At 43.5% G+C, this 21,758-nt stretch carries 17 protein-coding genes and 1 pseudogene; 8 read left to right on the forward strand and 10 right to left on the reverse strand.

All coding sequences use genetic code 11. From position 1 onward, the window contains the following. Positions 1–137: 137 nt before the first annotated feature. From ACYPZI_RS13210 to ACYPZI_RS13235, 6 genes and pseudogenes are all read left to right on the forward strand, one after another. Positions 138–986, forward strand: a pseudogene (locus ACYPZI_RS13210) (DUF3575 domain-containing protein); the annotation flags it as partial. A 41-nt stretch (positions 987–1,027) separates the two neighbouring features. Beyond that, positions 1,028–2,533 (forward strand): Mfa1 family fimbria major subunit, encoded by a 1,506-nt coding sequence (locus ACYPZI_RS13215; RefSeq protein WP_459602365.1) that lies wholly within the window; start codon positions 1,028–1,030, stop codon positions 2,531–2,533. 35 nt (positions 2,534–2,568) lie between these two features. After that, the gene (locus tag ACYPZI_RS13220) at positions 2,569–3,516 is read left to right on the forward strand and encodes a FimB/Mfa2 family fimbrial subunit (RefSeq protein WP_459602367.1); all 948 of its coding nucleotides are present in this window, start codon (positions 2,569–2,571) and stop codon (positions 3,514–3,516) included. Next, positions 3,513–5,273 (forward strand): hypothetical protein, encoded by a 1,761-nt coding sequence (locus ACYPZI_RS13225; RefSeq protein ID WP_459602369.1) that lies wholly within the window; start codon positions 3,513–3,515, stop codon positions 5,271–5,273. The genes ACYPZI_RS13220 and ACYPZI_RS13225 overlap by 4 nt, the downstream gene beginning before the upstream one ends. Positions 5,274–5,287: 14 nt before the next feature. Continuing rightward, positions 5,288–6,229, forward strand: a complete 942-nt coding sequence (locus tag ACYPZI_RS13230) for a hypothetical protein (RefSeq protein ID WP_459602371.1) — start codon at positions 5,288–5,290, stop codon at positions 6,227–6,229. Positions 6,230–6,390: 161 nt separating this feature from the next. Then, entirely contained in the window at positions 6,391–6,819 is a 429-nt protein-coding gene (locus tag ACYPZI_RS13235) for a hypothetical protein (protein WP_459602373.1), read from the forward strand. A gap of 430 nt (positions 6,820–7,249) precedes the next feature. Here the strand turns inward: ACYPZI_RS13235 and tnpB are convergent, their stop codons facing one another. The 7 genes from tnpB to ACYPZI_RS13270 all read right to left on the reverse strand — a co-directional run bounded on the left by tnpB (position 7,250) and on the right by ACYPZI_RS13270 (position 15,780). Next, positions 7,250–7,597: an IS66 family insertion sequence element accessory protein TnpB gene (gene tnpB, locus ACYPZI_RS13240; protein ID WP_459602375.1), complete on the reverse strand. Its 348-nt coding sequence runs from the start codon at positions 7,595–7,597 to the stop codon at positions 7,250–7,252. 57 nt (positions 7,598–7,654) lie between these two features. Next, complete coding sequence (gene tnpA / locus ACYPZI_RS13245) at positions 7,655–8,011, reverse strand: IS66 family insertion sequence element accessory protein TnpA (RefSeq protein WP_459602377.1); 357 nt, start codon at positions 8,009–8,011, stop codon at positions 7,655–7,657. Continuing rightward, the gene (locus ACYPZI_RS13250) at positions 7,977–8,285 is read right to left on the reverse strand and encodes a helix-turn-helix domain-containing protein (RefSeq protein ID WP_459602379.1); all 309 of its coding nucleotides are present in this window, start codon (positions 8,283–8,285) and stop codon (positions 7,977–7,979) included. Before ACYPZI_RS13250 ends, tnpA begins: the two co-directional genes overlap by 35 nt. A gap of 160 nt (positions 8,286–8,445) precedes the next feature. After that, positions 8,446–8,958 carry a phage integrase SAM-like domain and Arm DNA-binding domain-containing protein gene (locus ACYPZI_RS13255; protein ID WP_459602381.1) on the reverse strand — a complete coding sequence of 171 codons (513 nt, stop codon included), beginning with the start codon at positions 8,956–8,958 and terminating at the stop codon, positions 8,446–8,448. Positions 8,959–9,601: 643 nt separating this feature from the next. After that, entirely contained in the window at positions 9,602–12,013 is a 2,412-nt protein-coding gene (locus ACYPZI_RS13260; RefSeq protein ID WP_459602383.1) for a TonB-dependent receptor, read from the reverse strand. Positions 12,014–12,142: 129 nt separating this feature from the next. Then, complete coding sequence (locus ACYPZI_RS13265) at positions 12,143–14,251, reverse strand: S46 family peptidase (RefSeq protein WP_459602385.1); 2,109 nt, start codon at positions 14,249–14,251, stop codon at positions 12,143–12,145. Between the two features lie 20 nt (positions 14,252–14,271). Continuing rightward, positions 14,272–15,780 carry a lipopolysaccharide biosynthesis protein gene (locus ACYPZI_RS13270; RefSeq protein WP_459602387.1) on the reverse strand — a complete coding sequence of 503 codons (1,509 nt, stop codon included), beginning with the start codon at positions 15,778–15,780 and terminating at the stop codon, positions 14,272–14,274. Between the two features lie 180 nt (positions 15,781–15,960). On the opposite strand from ACYPZI_RS13270, the gene ACYPZI_RS13275 reads away from it, so the two are divergent. Both ACYPZI_RS13275 and hemW read left to right on the forward strand, forming a co-directional pair. After that, positions 15,961–17,769 (forward strand): AMP-dependent synthetase/ligase, encoded by a 1,809-nt coding sequence (locus ACYPZI_RS13275; RefSeq protein ID WP_459602389.1) that lies wholly within the window; start codon positions 15,961–15,963, stop codon positions 17,767–17,769. A 75-nt stretch (positions 17,770–17,844) separates the two neighbouring features. After that, positions 17,845–18,975, forward strand: coding sequence for a radical SAM family heme chaperone HemW (hemW, locus tag ACYPZI_RS13280; RefSeq protein WP_459602391.1), 1,131 nt, complete (start codon positions 17,845–17,847; stop codon positions 18,973–18,975). Here hemW and ACYPZI_RS13285 read toward each other — a convergent pair. From ACYPZI_RS13285 to ACYPZI_RS13295, 3 genes are all read right to left on the reverse strand, one after another. After that, positions 18,972–20,339, reverse strand: coding sequence for a DUF58 domain-containing protein (locus ACYPZI_RS13285; protein WP_459602393.1), 1,368 nt, complete (start codon positions 20,337–20,339; stop codon positions 18,972–18,974). The two genes, hemW and ACYPZI_RS13285, sit on opposite strands and share 4 nt — an antisense overlap. Then, the gene (locus tag ACYPZI_RS13290; protein WP_459602395.1) at positions 20,303–21,277 is read right to left on the reverse strand and encodes an AAA family ATPase; all 975 of its coding nucleotides are present in this window, start codon (positions 21,275–21,277) and stop codon (positions 20,303–20,305) included. Before ACYPZI_RS13290 ends, ACYPZI_RS13285 begins: the two co-directional genes overlap by 37 nt. 264 nt (positions 21,278–21,541) lie before the next feature. Further along, positions 21,542–21,758 (reverse strand): hypothetical protein (locus tag ACYPZI_RS13295; protein ID WP_459602397.1); only part of this gene is annotated, 217 nt, incomplete at its 5' end.

The following is a 21,758-nucleotide window of genomic DNA, read 5'->3' on the forward strand; positions in this document are numbered from 1 at the left end:
ATTGATGTTGTTTTTTTTGCATTATAATAACTTGTTAATTACTACTTAAATATAATAAAAATATATCACAAATCAAAGCGAATACGCCTAATAATCAATACTATAAATCCTTAACTTAATGACATTGCGGGTACCGGTGGAGCCTTTCGGGGCGTTGGGCGCTGGAGGCCACCCTCGGCGGCGGATACGCGTATATGGACTATACAAAATACGCAGCCGACGGAACAAGCCCGGATGGTTGCCGCACCTGCGGACAGAAACTGGAATCAGACCAGAAGCATTACTGGGGCCCGACCATGGCCGGCCTGTCGATCTCCTATACCTTGGGCAGTACAGCCAGACGGCACGGTACGCCTGAAACATACCCTGTTCCGTCTGTGCCCCTTCCTGTACCGATGCCCGGCATACAACATGATACCGTAACCGTTCCCTGTCCCGAAATCCAGTACCGGCATGAAAACGGCAGCGCCTGCATCCTGTTTCCCGTAGACCGCTATGTGGTCTATCCGGAATACGGGGATAACCAGCAGGAGCTGGCCAAAATAGCGCGGTCGGTCGGAACCGTCCTGGAAATACCGGGTTCCCGGATAGAAAGCATCACCCTGGAAGCCTATGCCTCCCCCGAAGGGGAGCTAAGCCATAACATAAGCTTGTCCGAAAGGCGTGCGGCTGCCCTGCGTGACTATATGGTTGCAGCCTATGGCTTCGATGCAGGCTGTTTCAGTGTGCGCTCCAAGGGAGAGAACTGGGAAGGGCTGCGCGCCGCGGTAACAGGCACAGACGCTCTGAGCGAAGAAGAGAAAGCCGGTATCCTGCATATCCTGGACCTTGCGGACTTACCGACCCGCAAAGCCCAGCTGAAGGCATATAATAGTGGAAAAACCTACGCTTACCTGCTGCGGGAGGTTTACCCGTCCCTGCGCGTGTGTGAGTACCGGATCAGTTATACGATGCCTGCGGTGGCAGAGGATAAAGCAAACAGATAAATAGAGATAAATATATATACGAACAATTAACCCTTAAAATTATGGAACGAAAACTATGGAATTTTTTAACAGCGCTGTTCCTGCTTACGGGATTTACAGCCTGCAGTTCGGATGAAAACGGAGAGAAGCCCACGGATCCGAAGGATATGACAACCTATATGAGCCTGACCTTACGGCTACCTAAGGCGGGGTTGAAAGCCGCCGATGACAATCCTTACAATAATGCCGGGATCTATACAGGGGTGACAGCCATCAACACACTGGATATATACCTGGTCTCGTCTGACGGGACGACCATGCTCGAGACCCGAAGGCTGACACACGTGAACGGCGATTACACCTTCCATTCGGATGCCGGCGGCTATGACCATATCGACCTGGCCAAACCGTTTAAGACGGCTCCCGGCAGCAAGAAAATGATCGTTGTCATCAACTGCCCCCTTCCGTCTCTGACGGCGGCTCCCGCTGACGACTACCGCTATGTCCTGTCATCCTCGCTGCCGCTGTCTTCCCTGGCACGGATCGACCCGAACAACTCGGCCGTTATCGGCGGTGTGACCGTTAATGCGGATATTTTGGTGCTGAGCGGCAAAAGCAGCGTCTTCAATATAGAAGACGGCATCAGTGAACAGGAAGTGATCAGCAGCAGGAAAAATATAATTAATATGGACCTGGTACGGGTTCCTTCCCGCGTGATCGTGACATCTTCGGCCCAGGGAAACGTAGTGGACAAAAGCGGCACAACCCTGGGAACAATCAGCAATGTGACCTATTCGATCGCCCAGGGAGCCAATTCGGTATACCTGTTCCCTCAGACCAACGCGGATAACAGCACCAAGACCTGGGGCTATGATTATTTTCCGGGTCCTACAACCGACTATGCGACCACCGCTACCACTTACTATGATTATTCCGACCTGCAGAACCAGGCCGACGCGGTACCTGCCAAACCGGGAACTAACGGGGCGTATATGTACCTTCCGGGGAAATTCTTCCTGGAAAATACCCACCTGAGCGGCGCCGACTTATCCTCCAGCCGTTACCGGAAAGGCAATACAGCCTATGTGCTTGTACGTGCTAAGTTTACGCCGGCGGCAGCCCTTATCGCCGATGGCGGGTCGTTGACCGACGACACCTTTTATGTAGGGGGGATCGACGGTAAAATCTATTCCAGCATCCAAAACGCGCAGGGTTATACCGCCGGGATGGGCGTGCAGGACCAGCCGGTGTCTACCTACCCGAATGGTAAAGTATTGTATTATATCTGGCTGAACCCGGATAATATCAGCCAGCCGGTCAATTCCCCTACCATCCGTAACAATATCTACCATATCAATATCAATTCGTTCAAGAGCATCGGCCTGAACTGGAACCCACTGATCCCATCCGGTCCCGACGCGCCACGTAACCCTGATCCCAAACCGAACGGTCCGGAACCGGAAGACCCGGTTGACCCTACCGATCCGTTGAGTTCTACCGATACTTACATGTCTGTGGATGTGGTGGTGCTGCCATGGACGGTACATACCTATGATATAGACCTGTAATTAACCATACAAACAGCAAAGGCATGCGCAAAACGATGGCAAAGCAAGGGTACGCAGGCAGGAGGAAACTAAGATACCTCCTGCTGGGCGCCTTTATCCTGTCCGGTATAAGCGGTTGTGTTTATGAGCATACGGACGACTGCCCGCAGGGGATAGATGTCCGTCTGTACAGTAAAACCCCGTGCCATACCGATACGGTATATCCGCACTTATCCGGTTTGAAATTATGTATCTTCGACCGTAACGATAAACTGGTTTTATACCAGGCGGCCGGTGATGCTGGTTTAGCGGAACATTTCCGTAAAAGACTAGAAGTCGAAAACGGCTTGTACTCCGTGGTGGCCTGGAGCGGACTGGATACGCAAGCCTTCGATCTAAGCTTCTTAAAAGAAAAGATAACGGTAAAGAATGACCTGCTGTTCCATATACAGCGGGTTGCGGGACAGGCTGCTTCAATAGACGGCAGAAGCGTGTATTATGGTGAAAGCCCTGTGGTCTTCCTGCCCGACCCTGCCGAATACGGGTCTGTCTTTGAATCCGTAGCGGTCAATATGCAGGAAATTACGAACCGTATGGCTATTTCCATAGAAGGGCTACCTCAGGCCGACGATTATGAAGTATTTATAGAATCCGCGAACGGCTCTATGCGCATCGACGGCAGCATAGCTCCCGATGAAATAATACGTTATGGCTCTGCGCCTGTCTTTTCCGGTGGTATTTTAGAAGCGGAATTTACGATTCTTAAACTGGCCACAGGATATAACAATACACTGGTGGTCAGGGATAAACGCCTGGACCGTGATTTATACCGCGGCGACCTGCTGGGAACCCTTTTGTTGAAAAACCCGGAAGTGAACCTGGCCTGCGACCATGATTTCACGATCCGTTTCACGGCAAAAGACCAATGCCAGTGCGGAACCTTTATGATTATGGAGATTTGGGTGAATAACTGGCTGGTACACAGCTATACGACCGACTTATGAAAACGATGGAATTCAAGACGCTTCTGTATATCCGGCTTTGCGTATTACTACTGCTGTTAACGGGCTGCCGTGAAGAAGACTCGCACAGCCCGGATGCGGGGCAGTCTTATATCTACCTGTCTGTAAAAGCCTCTTCGGGGAGCATCAATGAAGACGCGGGAGGGGAAGACCGGGTAAGCGAAGTACGGATGATGGCTTTCGATGCAGGCGGCAATACCGTCTACAATGGCCTCCCTGATTTTCCCGCCGGTTTCGGTAGCCGGAGCCACGGGATAAAGTTCAAGCCGGGAATCTACGATTTTTATTTCTTTGCCAACGAATCGGCCTATGCGGGCTTCAGCCAGGCGCTGGCCTCAGTGACCAGTGTGTCGCAGTTGCAGAGTGATCCGCGTTTCAGTCAGTTGACCTATAATCCGGGTTTTAAGCCGGACAATTCTTCTGCCCCGGGACGGTTCCTGATGTCGGCATATTACAAAGGGATTAGCGTATTGCAGGGCGGTACCGAAGCGTCCCCCGAACCCCTGGCCTTACCGACACCTAAAGTCGAGTTGGTACGGTCTTTAGCCAGGGTGGATGTCGTATTCTATAAGAAAGAGCCGGGCAGCGATCTGCCGGCTACCAGTACCGTCTCCTCGGTACAACTGCAAAACGTGGCGTTGGCTTTTTCGGTTCCCGCGGCAGATACTTATTATAGCGGGCAGGCGGCCTCTTCCCCTGCCGCTGACCTGTCCGGCCTGGATTATACCAGGGACTCGATCGGGGCTGTGGGGCCTTTCTATATCCCCGAACTGCTGAATAAAAGCGGAAATGCCGGCTTTACCGGGCTGCATATCAACAACCGTGCCTTTCCCATCCTCACGGACAAGGCAAAGGCCGGGCTGACCGCCCAGCGACGTACCGTGCCTTCCCTGTCCGACAGCTGTGTCATACGCAATTATCGCTACCGGATAAACGCCTATATCAGTACCGGGGGAAGTATCACCTTAAAGACCTGTGTGGAACCGTGGAAGAAAGACGATTACGTGTATATCTTCCAGGATGGGCAGAGCATCTCCATACCTCCGGTAGTACCGACCGGCCCGGGCGTGATCGTGCCTACCTCCTGCGGGAAGATAGAGATACGCTCGACCAATGAACTCCTGCAACAGGGATTAATGGGCGCTTACGGCGACCAGGTCAACTGGTGGGACCCGAATGTACAGGGGCCGAATATCATCAAAGGGCAGCCTCCGTATTACTGTGAGAAAAAATACGGACCTGGCTGGAGGCTGATCAATTCCTGCGAGATGATGTCGTTCCTTGCGCTGTTCGACCAAACTTACAAGATATGGCAATCTAATACATGGCTCGGCATTAATTCCGGCCTGCCCTTTTATTCCGTACCTTTGCGGCAACAGGCACAGGACTTGCTGGGAAAATTAACCGGAGTGGACATGTCCAAATACCTGTTGACCGGTACGCAGGGGGGAGATAGCTTCGGCAGCGAAAAACTGGGGATCATCGATGCCTTTTTCACGCCCGGTGATATTGTCGTTACACGCCGGCAGTTTCCGGGCGGATGGCCCTATCCGGCACCGCCGTTCCAGGGTATCGAAGACTGGTACCCGATGGAAGTGGTGCACCAGGTCAAAGGCTACTGGTATAGCGGTTATCTGGATTACGCCGATCCGGCCAATTACGATAAGGTACTGTACCAGCGCTTCGAACGCTATAGCTTTTCTTCGACCGTCTCGCGCTGTGTCAGAAATGTAGAATAACAAAACCAAGAACAATGAAAACCGGTAACATATACATGGCATTCACCCTGGCGCTTTTCCTGCTGACCGCCTGCCACAACGATGGGGAGCCCTTTCAGGAAACACTCCGGGAAACCTCCCTGGTACTGAGACCTGCGCCAAGCCTGAAGGCGGCGGGCGACCCGGACGACCTGCCTGCGGAATATGCGGTAAAAGACCTGAGCGTCTTTCTGACCGCTCCCGGGAGTAACACCGTGTTAAACCGATTTATCCATACGGTATTCACGCCCTCCGGCGATAACTGCACGCTGGTCAGCCTGCCGCTGGATCCTGCGACGGCTTCGTTCCGGGATATCTATGTGGTGGCCAACTGCAACGATATAGCCTCTTTGAACGCGATAACTTCTGTCGGTGATATAAAGGCGCTGGCAACCCCGCAGGGGCCGCTGATCACCGCGGCGATGCTCAGCTCCGGGCTGCCCATGTACGGGCAGGCGGCAAATATCAACCTGGGCGGTACATCCGCCGCCAACCCGGTCGGTATCACCTTGACACGGGCCTGCGCCAAGTTGCGCATTACCCTGGAGAATGCACAAGCCGGTGCGGACAATTCCTTTATTGTGGAAAATACCGCGCCCTATACGCTCTACGCACCGGGTAGTACGCTTGCGTTCAGCCCTCCGGAGCTGGTTGCTTATCCGCAGGTAGCCTTAGACCCTGTTTCGGCAGGAACCTACCAGGGCATCACATACATTTATGAATCCACGCAGGTTCCGCGCTTGAGGATACTGACCTCGATAGACGGAACCGGCAGGGAATATGTTGCAGGCCCGAATTTCCCGCTGCCCGTACGCGGCTACCTGTATGACATCGCTATCAGGGTATTACCCTCCGGCCTGTCGGCCGCGATGGAAATACATACAGAAGGTATGGACAGTAGCCGAAGTATCTTAACGTATAAGATGACGTACCGGTAAATAAGGACATATTATATACATATTAAGAACGCGATTAGAATGAAAAAAAGATATTACTGGCAGCCAGTTCACTTTATCATCCGGTAAAAATAAAAATGCCGGTTCTTCCTGTTAAAGGAAGACCGGCCGATGAATAGTCCGAAATTTTTTTAAATAGTAAAATGAAAAATAGTAAAATGAAAATGATGAAACATTTTATGCAATTAGTTGCATTGTGTGTGTTAACCTTTGGTTTGTCTTCCTGTCAGAAAGACGAAGAAATCTTTGATGAATTGACGGGCAGTGAATGGGTTGGAGATTTAGGCTTCAATTTCAACGACCGGCCTGTAATCAGCGAACTCTATTTCATAGACAATGGCACAGGCTCCGACAAGCAATATTATGTTGGTTCCACTTCAAATTCTAAACCCGCTTGTAATCTGACTTTTCAGTGGACAATCAAATACGGGACGCTGACATTGATTTACGACAGCCGTCCCCCGCTGGTGCTTGAGATAGGCGGAATGTATATCAAGGGAAACCTCTTAACAGGCACCTTGCATATTCAAGGAGAAGAGGATATTCCGATAACGCTAACGCGGAAAAAATGAAAATGAAACCGCAGCTTTCGGCCTGCGCTGAAAATGATGACATAAGTAAATAATGCAGTCACGTCCGGTTGCACTTAGAGAAAGGGACGCTCGTAACTTTCGTTGCCGACAATTCGGACCGGCCTCTCCTTGAAGAAATGGGATTCTCTGTAGAAAAGGAACGGACGAAGTATTTTAAAATGGCAAAGATCATATGAACGGCTGCGCAAAGAATGTTTATGAGGTCACCTTGGAGCGTATCTGGTATATATTCTCGGAATTTGAGAATATATACCTTGCTTTTTAGGGAGGCAAAGACAGCGGAGTGATGCTCCATATTGTCCTCGACTATATGCGCCGGCACGGGATAAAGCGTAGAATCGGCGTGCTGTATAGTCCATCGAGGAGGACGGCTATACCATGCCTGTTGTCGGCAGTCCGGAAGAGGATATCATCCGGATCGTGGACGGGTTTCACCGCAGGAAGGCTGAGCGCAAATCACGGAAGATATTCCAAAGTACACAGGGCAGGCTTCCCGTGACTTATATACGTGAGTCCAAGCGGGAATTAAGTGAAAGGATGGCTTCAACCATACGTCATAACCGGGCCAGGGGCACCCATGATGGAAGAAACCTTCCTCGAGCCGGAGGTGGTAGATCACCGGGCCACCGCATTCCATATGAAGTATTTTCATGGATGTACAACTCTTGTTGATGAAGATGAATGCCTCACCCCGTTGAACATCCATGCCCATCCGGTTAGTCACAATGCCGCTCAGGGTGTAGAAGCTTTTTCGCATATCACACGGATAAGGGTATAAATAATACCGGTTCGACTCATTCAGGCAGAACACAGGCTAACGGCTCCGGTTTAAAAGTATAAGGGTACGCAACATCTCCGGTGATACCGTACCGTTCAGCCGCACGGTTACACCATTGGGATAGACAATCTCACATGAACTCCCGCCCCGGACAGTACCGGGGGATGAATACGCAGGATTATTCCGGTGAGGCAGGCGTAATTGACCCTGGTTACCCACTTTTACGGGGATGAACCGGCGCTTCTTTGGGATGGTCAACTTTACCCGCCATTCGTAAAATCGATCCAGGCGTATCCCTTCATTGGCGCAGAAGGCTTTCGGCGGTAAACCGCTCTCAAGATAACGATTGTAAATTGCTTCAAAAACTTCTATGTTCCACTTTTTGCTTCGCATATAAATTCTGTTTTGCTAACAAAGATACATGCTGCAATAATGATAGAAAGACAGGGTTCACCGAATACTTACAGTATTTTATATCCCCGCTGTTTCGCAGGCGTTGTAAAGTTTTCGTGCTGACCTTCAGATAACCGCAAACCTGTGCCTCGTCCATCCATGCATTGTCATCGGCAGGAAGCTGCCCTGCAAGCTGTCCGATAAATTCAGCTATGAGATTGATTTTACGAACCAGTTCGTTCCATTCCGCCGCGTTAACTGTAATTGTTTCCATAAGTTTTTGTATTTATATTGCTTTTTATCCTGCAAAGTTCGGGAATATGGATTTTGGTTATAGTGTACCGCTGGTATGACATATAATGCCGTATGATGACGCTTGTGCTCCCTCCATTGTATTTACAGCTGCAATCCGTATAGCTTTGCCTGCGACAAACCTAAAAAAACAGGATATTTATGAGTACGATAACTATCGACGAAAAAACATTCAACGAACTGCTGTTCCGGCTGGAAATGTTTGTTGGGAAGGTAACGGCACTTTGTGAGCAATTGGGAAAAAAGGAACTGAAAAACAAATCCCGTACCAGTTCGAGCCTTTTCTTGAGCGGGGCGTCCATGATAGCCCTTATTTCGTCCTTATCCAGATAGCCCGCGTCCGTTTCCTCCGCTGCAATCTCATAGCCACTAAACGGGTCATAAGTCAGCCACCGGTTGTTAATAGCTATGCTTATCATCCTGCGGAGCGGCATCATATAAAGCCAGATGGTATTGTGCGCCAGCTTCGGGACGGTCGCAAGGTAAAGCTCAAAGCCGGTGATAAAGGCCGGGGCAAGCTCTATCAATGCTATATCTGTACCGTCGATGGTAATCCTTGCCATGATGGGGGCTTCGCCGTCCCTGTTCAGGTTGTTCTTCTTCAAATAGAATAATACTTTAAATGTACTTCGCATACAATAACTCAATTAAAGTTTCAAAATTATTTACCATTGAGTTATCTGCCGCTACGCAAAATACGGCTAACCAGCGCTAACAAAACTTTTGACAGCTTTTTACTAGTGTTTTATTACCTTTACCTGTACAAAGCCAGGATCACTATAAACAACCGTATGCCAATCAAAGGTTTACATATAACGTTCAGGTATCGTTTATCAAGCCGGAACAGGGAAATACAGGTAACGGTTTAGTAACTGTACCCTGTCCAAAATGGGTATTTTCCGGTCTTTTTACGGCTTCATCTACCTGTTTGCTTTTGATTAAAAACACTGTAAATCAGTTAGTTTGCTTCAACTTACGCAAAGTTGCTTGTGGGTATTGATTTTTAACTAAAAAGTAACAAACTTCTACACTCATTTTCAAATTTTCAAATTCGCTAATTTTCAAATTACCACTATCTATAGATAAAACTAATTTAGTTACAAGTTATAAGCTTTTGTCGCTTCGCGCCATTGTTGACTGTTGGCTGATAACTGTTGACTGTTATTGTCGCTTCGCACCATTCTTCATTTTTAATTTTTAATTCTTCATTTTTTTGACGGGTTGCCCTGTATTAAAGATGTTAAAAAGAGGGATTTATTAAACACTCTCCCTTATTCATCAGAATTCCGCCATCAGTTTCACATTCAACTGTCTGCCCGTAAGATAATTAGGAACAGCATACTGCTGATTGTAAACATCGCTCACCCAATAATATGTGTTTGTATTCTGCATATCAAAAATATTAAACACATCCAATCCTAACCATATATTTTTGAATGTTTTGCAAAATGAACTCTTATTGCGAATAGCAAAATCTTCACCTAATATCTGCCACGAAAAGCCAATATCAACACGCTTATATGCCGGGGTACGAAAATATCCGTTCTCATATCCGTTATATGGAGCCGAAACAGGTAATCCCTGCGACCAAAGTCCTCTGAGGCTCATACGCAAACGCTCGTAACCGGGAAAGTAATCCTGGAAAAACAGGGAAAAATTGTATCGTTGATCGGTAGGTAGCGGGACTTTCACACCCTCGACATCCTGTTGAGCTTTCATTATACCAAAGCTTACCCAGCTATCTGCTCCGGGTATAAATTCACCATATAGTTTCAGGTCAAGCCCCATAGCGTATCCATCAGCCGAATTCTCTCCCGAATATCTGATTTTCACATTGTTTACGGTATATGGTATCAGATCGGACATGTTCTTGTAATATAATTCGCCTGACAATTTAAAAGGAGGAGTACTCTGATCTTTACCTCTGAAATAATAATCACTCCCTAAAACTATATGAATCGATTTTTGAGATTTAATATCCTTATTCAATTCTACAACATTATTTCCATCAACATTGACTATGCGCTGAAACTCCTTATAGAAAGGGGCCTGATAATAGATTCCTCCCGCCAGGCGTACAGAGAAGTTATCCATACCTTTCGGCACAAAAGCTAAAGCTCCGCGCGGACTAAATATAAACTCTTCATTGAAGGTCCAATAAGTAGCACGAAGTCCGGCATTCAGTATAAATAATCCTTTTTCAGTTTTTAATCGATAAGTGTCCTGCAAGAATCCTGAAAAGCGCGATGAATTGATGCGATTATCCGATTTCAGGTTTGAATACATATTCACGTCTACGCCTGTATTCGGTAATGAGTATCCCGTCGAATCGCGCATCTCCCACTCTTTAATCTTATTCTTTATATTTTCTCGTTGATATGTTAGCCCCCATTTTAGCAAGTGATTATTTAACTTAAAGTCACCGAAATGCGTAAAAGTATATACTTCCGACTCTACCTTATTACGTGCATGCTCCATGTATGTACCTATTCCCAAGACAGAGGAATCGTCCGTCACCTCAGCTCCTGATCCATCAAATTCTTTCAACAGATAACGGCCTTCAATATCATATCGCTCCTGCTCATCGGAGGCAAACGTAGAGCCTGTTATTCCAATATTCAAATTATCATTGACCTTTCCTTTCAAAGTCAAAGCAGCCTGATATGTCAGAAATTTATCTTTCTCCTGTCCATCGAAGTGAACAGTAAAATTCCGTAATATTTGCAATGTACCGAAACTTGTACTGCGCGTACGCGGGGTATATTTATACAGGTTATGCGAATAATTTCCCAAGAAATTGATTTCCCATTTAGAAGACAAATCATATGTTATGAAAGATTGAATATCGAAGAAAGAAGGGTCATATTCGGCCTTTGTATCTGTTGTATTCATCAATGAACGGATTGTCTTATAACGAATCCCTGTAATTTGAGAAAAACGTCCCGAAGAATTACCCACATGTACATCTCCACCCAAAAATCCGGCAGAAGCAGACGCCTCAAACTTTTTGGGCTTACGGTATGTAATATCGAGAACTGAAGACATTTTATCTCCGTATTCAGCACTATATCCTCCAGCCGAAAAAGCGATGGTTTTGATCATATCAGGGTTTATGAAACTTAACCCTTCCTGCTGAGCCGAACGCACCAACAACGGTCTATATATCTCCAATCCGTTGACATAAACTATGTTTTCATCGAAATTTCCACCTCGCACAGAATATTGAGAACTCAACTCATTGTTTGTACTTACACCACCCATAGTCACAAGAAGCGATTCGAGACTGCCCCACGGACTAGAAGCGCGTTTGGTTGCCAAATAATCTATTCGCTCAATAACAGTAGTCACAGTACGCTGCCCTTCGACCGTTACAACATTCAAATCCCGGCTATCTTCGTCCATTACAACATCCAATTCAATATTTTTATCCAATCGGGAGATAATATACTGATGTTGGCGATAGCCAAGCAATGAAAAAATAAGCTTAACAGAGTCTCCTGGCGAAACAGAGATAATATACTCGCCCCGGGTATTTGTCATTACACTGTTTCTGCTATAAGCTTGAGACACGGATACATTTTCCAGTGGTTGTTTTTGAAAATCATACACCTTCCCCGCTATTTTTACTTGTTGCGCATAAGTAAATGAAGCAATAAATATAGTCAGCAGTAAGATGGTTTTCTTTATCATATAGTTTAATTTGTGAAACAAATTTATAGATATATTTCCTGAGCGCCAAGCTTTTCCCTTTTTAAACTAGCGAGACGAGACAAAAAACGGCCGCAAGTTGCGACCGTTTCAACATATAATAAATATTTATTACTTAATTATTTTCAGTTCCTGAATAATACGAGGGCACTTCATCACTTTATCTATGGTGTAAAGCACATAACGTATATCAACGCTAATCGTACGCTGAACAGCGGGTTCAAACAAGATGTCACCGCTCAACGATTCCCAGTTACCATCAAATGCCAAACCAATAAGTTGTGCCTTTCCATCGAATACCGGACTTCCGGAGTTGCCTCCTGTAATATCGTTGTTCGACAAGAAGTTTACATGCATCTTTCCATCTTTATCGGCATATTGACCAAAATTACCTGATTTCAAATCGTTAAGAATATATTCCTGTACATTAAATTCCGGATCACCGGGTACTTGTTTATTAAGAACACCCTGCGATGTTGAATAATAGTCGTATGTAACAGCATCAGCAGGTTTATAACCACCTACAGAACCATAACTCAATCGTTGTGTAAAATTAGCATCCGGATAGAATGTCTTATTTGGTTCCATAGCCATCAGTCCTGCCATATACAGGCGGTTTCCCTTAGTTATCTGATCATAATAAGGCAATGACGAATCTCTTAGCTGCTTTAATATCGGACTAAGTGAATTAGCTAATTCAATTGCAGGATCTTTATCAATATTTCCGCTAGCCATAAGAGACACAGCATCTTCCAGATTGGTCAATTTTGAATTTTCATATACCCAGTCCGCATATTTCTGGTAATCTCCGCCAAATTTAATATCTATTGTATCATAGATTGCAGGGATATATTGAGCAGGAACGTTATCTCTGTATATTTTCAGTAAAACAGGCATAACCTTATGATCCAGCGATGGCTCGTAGTCTTTATATGTCGCAGCCAAGCGAGCACGCAGGTCTTCACTTTTTGCAGCAGCATCTTTATTCGAACGGTTTACAAAAAGAGTAGTATTCGCTATACCCGTAATTTCAATACCCCTATAGAATGTTTCGACCAGATATGTCTGTATCCTTGTCACTTCCATAGTTTCAGTATAGCCTTCCTTCAATAATGGTAATGCGTCTTTGTATTCTGAGTTAGAGGCAGCCCACTGTGTAAAGCGGCTTTCCAGATCTTCTTTGTCTTTTATTACACCCAACTTCGCAATAGCTTCGTTCATACCAATCGCATTTTTCCAGTAGTTAGAGCTTCCGGCATATTTAGAAGCATATTTGATACGTATTGCATCGCTCGCATTCATCGCTTTGCTCCATATTTCTTGTTTAGCTCCGCGAACTTCAATACGTGGTTTGTGTTCCGACTCTACCATTTGTTTAATACCCCACGATGGAATGTAGCGCTCTGTACTACCCGGATAACCGATAGTCATGGCATAATCTTTTTCCTTATATCCTTTTAATGAAACAGGAACTGAATATTTAGGCATGTAAGGAACATTATCTGCACTATACTCAGCAGCTTTGTTTTCTTTGTTTGCATACACACGGAATACAGAAAAGTCTCCGGTGTGGCGTGGCCACATCCAATTGTCCGTTTCACCGCCAAATTTACCCACTGAGGATGGAGGAGTGAATACAAGACGTACATCGCGGAATACTTCGTATATCACAGCATAATACTTATTATGTGCATAGAATGGAACGATCTGGGCTCTTAAAAATTTATTACTTTTATATTTTTCAAGATATACGTTCGATAAAGAATCGATTTTCCGGTCACGAGCTTCTTCACTGTCTCCAGATTGAACTGTAGCTGTAACAAAATCTGTTACATCTTCTGTTTTTTGCAAAAAGGAAACCGCAAGCCCTTCGGCCGGTAATTCTTCACCAAACGACTGACTTACAAAACCGTCTTTGAGATAATCATGTTCTATCGAACTGAGTTTTTGGATACTTCCGTATCCGCAATGATGGTTGGTAAATATCAGCCCCTGATCGGATACCGCGACACCGGTACAGCCTCCACCAAAAATAACAACCGCATCTTTCAGAGATGGATTTGTTTCACTGTATATTTTATCTACAGGAAACGTAAAGCCGAGTTCTTTCATACGAGCCGCACTCTGTCTGTTCAGTTCTTTCAGCAGCCACATTCCTTCGTCAGCCTTAACACATAAAACCGACAGAAAGGCAATAAGTAATAGTGATAACTTTCTCATTCAATTCTGATTTTATTAAATTATAATTTATCTTTTTTCAAATATCTATTGATAACGGGAATTTCCGATAAAGGTAAATCCTTCTTTATGATGATATATGTAAATAGTATCAAGTATATAGTACGGTATGCCAGCCGCAATATTTCATTGTCAATATCAGGCAACATGGCCGCGAAATAAAACGCGATAGCTATTGCAAAATAAAACAAGATATTTTTTAAATCATACTTTATCGGGAAATATTTTTGCCCCATATAATAAGAAATGCCTACTATTATAAGATTAGCTATCAGAGTTGCCCAGGCACTTGCGATATAGCCATATACAGGGACAAATATGATATTTATTATTACCTGTAGGACACAACCCAAAACAGAAAAATAAGCTCCATATTTTGTTTTGTCAGTTAATTTATACCATACAGAAAGGTTAAAATAAATGCCGAAAAGTATCTCTCCTATCATGGCAATAGGAACAATGACAATGCCGACCGTATAATTCTCGCTAATTATATATTTAAGTATATCCAGATAAAATACAACGCCTAAAAAGACTAACAATGCAAAAATAATAAAATACTTCATTGCATCGGCATAAGGTTTTGTACTTCCCCCATCTTTATTTCGACCAAAAAAGAACGGTTCATAAGCAAAGCGAAAGGCCTGTGTAAACATCGTAATAATAACCGTAATTTTGATACAAGCATTGTATATTCCTAATTGCCTAAAAGCCTCAGCTTTATCTTCAAAAACATAGGGATAGATAACCTGAGCAACAGATTGACTGATCACGCCTGCTATACCCAATATCATCAAAGGAAGAGAGTATTTTAACATCTGTCGCAATAATACACTATCGAACTGCAACTTCAATCCTTTCATTGCAGTAGGGATAAGAAGTAATAATGTAGCAAGGGTTGCAATAAGGTTAGCTAGAAATATATAACCAATCCCCATATCAGGATGATAGAATTTATTAAGGGCAAAGTCCGGATAATTTTTGTATAACCAAGGGCATATAATTAGAAATAATAAATTAAAAAATATATTGAAAAATATAAATGTCATTTTGAGCGACATAAATCTTATCGGTCTTTTTTGGTATCTTAAATAAGCAAAGGGGATTGTTATAAAAGCTTCTACAGCTATTATAATCACCATTATCATAAGATGCTCCCTGTGCTCGGTATACCCCATGCTCTCAGAAATAGGAACGATAAAGTAAAAGCATAGCAGAATAAATAAAAGAGAGGTTGTTCCCAAGGATATTAGCGAGGTAGAATATACTTTATTCGGATTATCATGCTTATTCATAAACCGGAAAAAACCAGTTTCCATACCATAGGTAAGCAGAACCATAAAGATAGCAGTGTATGCTTGAATAAATCCAACTTTACCAAACTCTTCCGGGTTTGTAAATATATATGTATGCAACGGGACTAAGCACCAATTAAGAAAACGTCCGACAATACTGCTTAATCCGTAAATTGCAGTATCTTTTGCCAAACTTTTCATTCCACTTCCTGCCATAAAAATTGTTTTGATTACAAAAGTAATACAATTCACAGAATAGAGGTTTCAATTTGTTTATTATTCCATATAATTCACAGGACAACCAATGTCCAGACAACTATAAAAAACAGAACCAAATAGTATTTTTCTCATATTAAAACCTAACTTTGCAAAAAAATAAACGAAATCAACCAGCCCATGAACTATTATCATTTATCCATATTGATACACCGCCAAGCGATTAAGTATGGAAGAAAAACTGCAATCAAATACCGAAGTCCGGAAGAAAAAAAATGGAAAAACATTTCATGGAAAAAGTTTTCGGATTATGTGATGAAAACAGCCTGGGCAATGGCAGAGATGGGTATAAAAGAAGGAGATAAAATCGCTGTATATTCACAAAATACTCCGCAATATTTATATACCGATTTTGCATCATATGCCAATAGATGTATATCCGTACCCATTTACGCGACATCTTCACCCACACAGATTGAATACATAATAAACGATGCCAATATACATACGCTTTTTGCCGGAGAACAGTTCCAATATAACAATGCTTTTAAAGTTCAGCAAAAATCTTCTGTATTGGAAAGAATCATTGTCTTCGATAAAAAAGTGAAATTTCATCCCGAAGATACTACTTCTATCTATTTCGACGATTTTATCGCTACCGGAGAAAACTCAAATGCGGAAGTCACGGTACGTGTACGCATGAAAGCGCGTAAAGACGACGATGTAGCATGTATCATGTACACATCCGGAACTACAGGGGAGCCTAAAGGTGTTGTTCTTCCACACTCATGCTTCTTGCAGGTATTCCGCATACATGACATGAGGTTAACTATGACTTCGGATAAAGACTTATCGATGAACTTCCTTCCTTTGGCGCATATTTTTGAAAGAGCATGGACCTGTTACGCCATACATAAGGGAATGACCATTGCCATAAACCAAGATGCCAAAGAAATACAAAAATCCATCAAGCAGGTAAAACCAACCATTATGTGCAGTGTTCCTCGCTTTTGGGAAAAAGTATATGCCGGAGTACATGAAAAAATATCCAATTCGAAGGGTATTATGAAATGGTTATTTACCGACGCTATCAAAACCGGGAAAAAATATAATCTGGACTATAAAAATAAGAATCTACGTGCTCCTTTCGGTACCCGGGTAAAATTCTTTTTATACAACAATACCATTTTTCATGTGTTGAAAATGGTAGTAGGAATTGAAAAGGGGAATATCTTTCCATGTGCAGGAGCTCCTTTATCCGATGCCATTATCGAATTTCTGCAATCGGTAAATATTCCTATCATTATAGGCTATGGACTGACTGAAACAACTGCAACGGTAAGCTTCTATCCGGAAAAAGAATTTGCTCTAGATTCGGTAGGAACTCTCATGCCGGAAGTAGAGGTAAGGATAGATGAAAGCAACAACGAAATTCTCGTAAAAGGTAAAACTGTAATGCGGGAATATTATAATAAACCTGAAGAAACAGCAAAAACCTTTACTGAAGATGGCTTTTTCCGTACCGGAGATGCCGGACGTATCGAAAACGGTGTCTTATATCTCACCGAACGTATCAAAGACTTAGCTAAAACAGCTAATGGGAAATACATTGCTCCTCAAGCCATCGAAACACGTGTAATGGAGGATAAATTTGTAGACATGATAGCTGTGATAGCTGATGAGCGAAAATTCGTCAGCGCCCTCATTGTCCCTGATTATAAAGCCTTGATGGAATACGCCGATACCAATAATATACAATATGACAAAGTCGAAGATCTCTTTTCTAATGTAGATATATTACGCATGTTGGATGCCAGAATAGAACTTTTGCAGGCAAATTTCGCACCATACGAAAAAATAAAAAAATACAGGCTACTTGCCGAACCATTTACGATGGAAGGTGGTGAATTGACGAATACATTGAAAGTAAAACGCAAGTTCGTTGCCGAAAAATATAAGGATATTATAGATAAAATGTACAGGGAGTAGTCAATTTGAGAATGTGCCAATTTGAAAATTTAGAATCTTTGAATTTTGAGATCTTAAAATTTTGAAATCTACCTTATGGCCGGTATATACATACATGTCCCTTTCTGTAAGACCAGATGTATCTATTGCGATTTCTATACTCGTACCGATATGTCATCGAAGCATGATTATGTATCAGCTATATGCCGGGAAATAGAACTACGTAAAGATTATATCTGCGATGAAAACGTTGAAACAATCTATTTTGGAGGAGGAACGCCCTCTCAATTATCTAAAAGTGATTTCGACCGGATATTTGATTCTATTCGTCATAACTTCAAAGTACCGGAAAACGCCGAGATAACAATGGAGGCCAATCCTGACGATTTGAGTGACAGGTATCTGCAAGTAATAAAAGAACTTCCATTTAACCGGCTTAGCATCGGTATACAGAGTTTCGACGACAAAGAACTTCTGTTCCTTAAACGCAGGCATTCGTCACAAAAAGCAAAAGACGCGGTGAAATCGACAAAATCCGCCGGATTTGATAACATAAGCATCGACCTGATGTATGGACTTCCAAAACAGACATTGGATATATGGAACAGAAACCTCGATGAAGCTCTGGCTCTTGACATCCAACATATATCATCCTATCATCTGATCTATGAACAGGGTACGCGTTTGTACCGTCTTTTCAAATTGGGAGATGTGAAGCCCGTAGATGAAGATTTGAGCGTGGAGATGTTTTCTGCTATGATAGACAGGCTATCGTCGTCCGGATTTGAACATTACGAAATATCGAACTTTGCGAAAAATAAATTATATTCGAAGCACAATAGCTCGTATTGGTCAGGAAAGAGATATTTGGGGTTAGGCCCTGCAGCTCATTCGTTTGACGGGCAAAATCGCGCATGGAACATTCCTTCCATATCCAAATATACAGAAGGTATCCGTTCGGGGAAACTTCCATTGGAAATAGAATACCTCGATGAAAACACCCGCTATAATGATTTTATATTAACCGGAACGCGGACAATGTGGGGTGTAGACCTTAATGAACTGGAAAGACTTTTTGGTAATCAGAAAAAAGAATACTGTTTAAAAAATGTCCGGAAGTATGTAAATCAAGGATTCGTAACCCAATCGGATGATAAACTAAAACTTAGCCGAAAAGGGATATTCATTTCGGACGGTATTATGAGCGATCTGATGTGGGTGGATTAAATAAGCCCTCTGGACTTAAATTCCAAATATTTATTCATTGAATCTATTGTCAGGTTCTCCGGTTTTGATAAGATTGTGTGAATCCCGTATCTGTTCAGTTCCTTTACAATAAGAAATTTATCGTTCGACAACTTTTCAGCCATCCCCTTTCTGAACATTTCTTCCATATTTGCAGGCGCTGTATCGAGGACTTCGTTAAACTCCGAATTGAGAAAAAAAGCGACCAACACCAGATGATCTTTAGCCATATGGCTCAGGTACTTCAATTGGCGGCGCATGCCGTTCACCGTCTCAAAATTGGTATATAGAATAATCAGGCTGCGTTGAGACAGTTTACGCCGAACGGTAGCATATAAACGTTCATAGTCGGACTCTTTAAAATCTGTTTTCTGGGCATAAAGGGTCTCCAATATTTTATTTCTCTGACGGCGTTGCTTATCTGCCGCAAGTATTTCGTCTATATCTTTTGAAAATGTAATGAGTCCGGCTTTATCCCCTTTGTTCAATGCAGTACTACACACCATCAGTGTTGAATTTATAGCATGGTCGAGCAATGTCATCCCGTTGAAGGGCATTTTCATCGTACGTCCTTTATCTATCAGACAATATACAGGTTGCGACTTCTCTTCCTGATAAGTATTCACCATCAATTGACTAACACGCGCAGTTGCTTTATAATTAATCGTGCGGGGATCGTCTCCGGCCACATAATGTTTGATCTGATCGAATTCGGTAGCATGCCCTATCCTGCGTATTTTCTTGATTCCATAATCAGTTAACCGGTGCGAAGCCGCCAGCAATTCATACTTGCGCATCTCGATAAAAGACGGATAAACAGCGACTTCTTTCCCCTCATCGAATATATAACGTCTGGAAACAAACCCGAGCAAGCCACTTACGTATACATTTACAGCTCCAAACCGGTAAACGCCTCTCTCGGTAGGCCGCAGATCGTAATAAAGAACTTCCGAACGATCGATTCCTAAATAAGTGTTGAAAGCCAGATCCCGTTTCTGAAACTGAAAAGGAACTTCTTCTACAATCTCTATACCTATTCTGAAAGGATATCTATTGCTAACCGACAACGATATCGTATTTATATCGCCGTTCGAGAGCCTGTCCGGACAATTCCGGGATGCCTGCACACCTCTGGATCGCACATATAAAGCCATAATATCCATGAGCAGGAATACACCCGCCACACCGATGCCGACCAGCACAATAAACAAATAATGCTCGAAAACAAAGCACGCGAAAAGAGCCAGCACACACAGTGCCAGAGCAATAAAAAAACGATTTGAAAGATACAGGCTCTTAAAAAACCGTATTACCGGGGAACTTCCGCTTTGTCTATCAGTTGGCATATAATCGTATCGGTAGATGTACCGTCCATTTCTTTCTCGGGTGTTAACAATATCCTGTGTCTGAGCACAGGGACAGCGACTTCCTTAATATCGTCAGGTGTGATGAAATCGCGCCCACGTATTGCAGCTAATGCCTTTGAAGCGTTCAATATAGCCAAAGAGGCACGAGGCGAAGCTCCCAGCGTTATCCACGGGCTTTGGCGTGTCGCAGCCACAATCTGAGCAATATATTCCAATAAATGTTGCTCTACCAGGACTTTCTCTACCAACAACCTCAAAGACGTCAATTTCTCAGCAGTAAGGACAGAATTAATACCAATGTCGGCAGATAGTTGTCCCTTATTTTGCCTGTCTAAAATATTGATTTCATCGACAATATTAGGATAGTCCACCACTATTTTGAATAGAAACCTATCCAATTGCGCTTCCGGTAAACGGTAAGTACCTTCCTGCTCTATCGGGTTTTGAGTCGCCATTACAAGAAACGGATAACCCATTTTGTATGTTGTCCCGTCATTTGTTACCTGGCGTTCTTCCATTACTTCAAAAAGGGCTGCTTGTGTTTTAGCAGGCGAGCGGTTAATTTCATCGATAAGTACAATATTCGAAAAGATCGGCCCTTTCTTGAACTCAAATTTACCCGATGCAGGAAAGAATATACTGGTTCCTAATACATCCGAAGGCATTAAGTCGGGAGTAAACTGGATGCGGCTAAAACCTACATCGACAGTCTTCGCTAACAATTTTGCCGATAATGTCTTAGCGACGCCCGGTACACCCTCCACCAAGACATGACCATTGGCAAGTATAGCCACTATCATCTGCTCGATCAACTGATGTTGCCCGACAACAACGCGACCTATCTCATCTTTTATGCTTTGAACGCTGCGGCTCAATTCGGAGAAATCTATTCTCGACTGGAATTCTAAATCTGACATATCTTATATAATTTATTTCAGTTACAAGTTACTGTCGCTTCGCACCATTTGTCATCAGTCATCAGTCAACAGTCAGCAGTCAACAAACTATTATTTTGACCTCTATCTTTCATTTTAACTAAAAAGTAATTCCCTCAAGCAATCTTGCGTAAATCGAAGCAAACTGACTGATTTTCAGTATTTTTAATCAAAAGGCAAACAGGTTGATGAAGCCGTAAAAGACCGGAAAACACCCCTTTCAGACAGGGTACAGTTACTAAACCGTTACCTGTATTTCCCCTGTTCCGGCTTGATAAACGATACCTGAACGTTGTATGTAAACCTTTGACTTGCATACGGTTGTTTATAGTGATTCTGGCTTTGTACAGGCAAACCTACATAAAAATCTTCGATTTTTAGGCCAGTTGTATAAAAAACCAAGACCACCCTTATCTTTATAGGCTGAGAGGTATCAGCGTGTGATCCACAGATTGTAATTATT

It is taken from the genome of Dysgonomonas reticulitermitis (assembly GCF_054601275.1).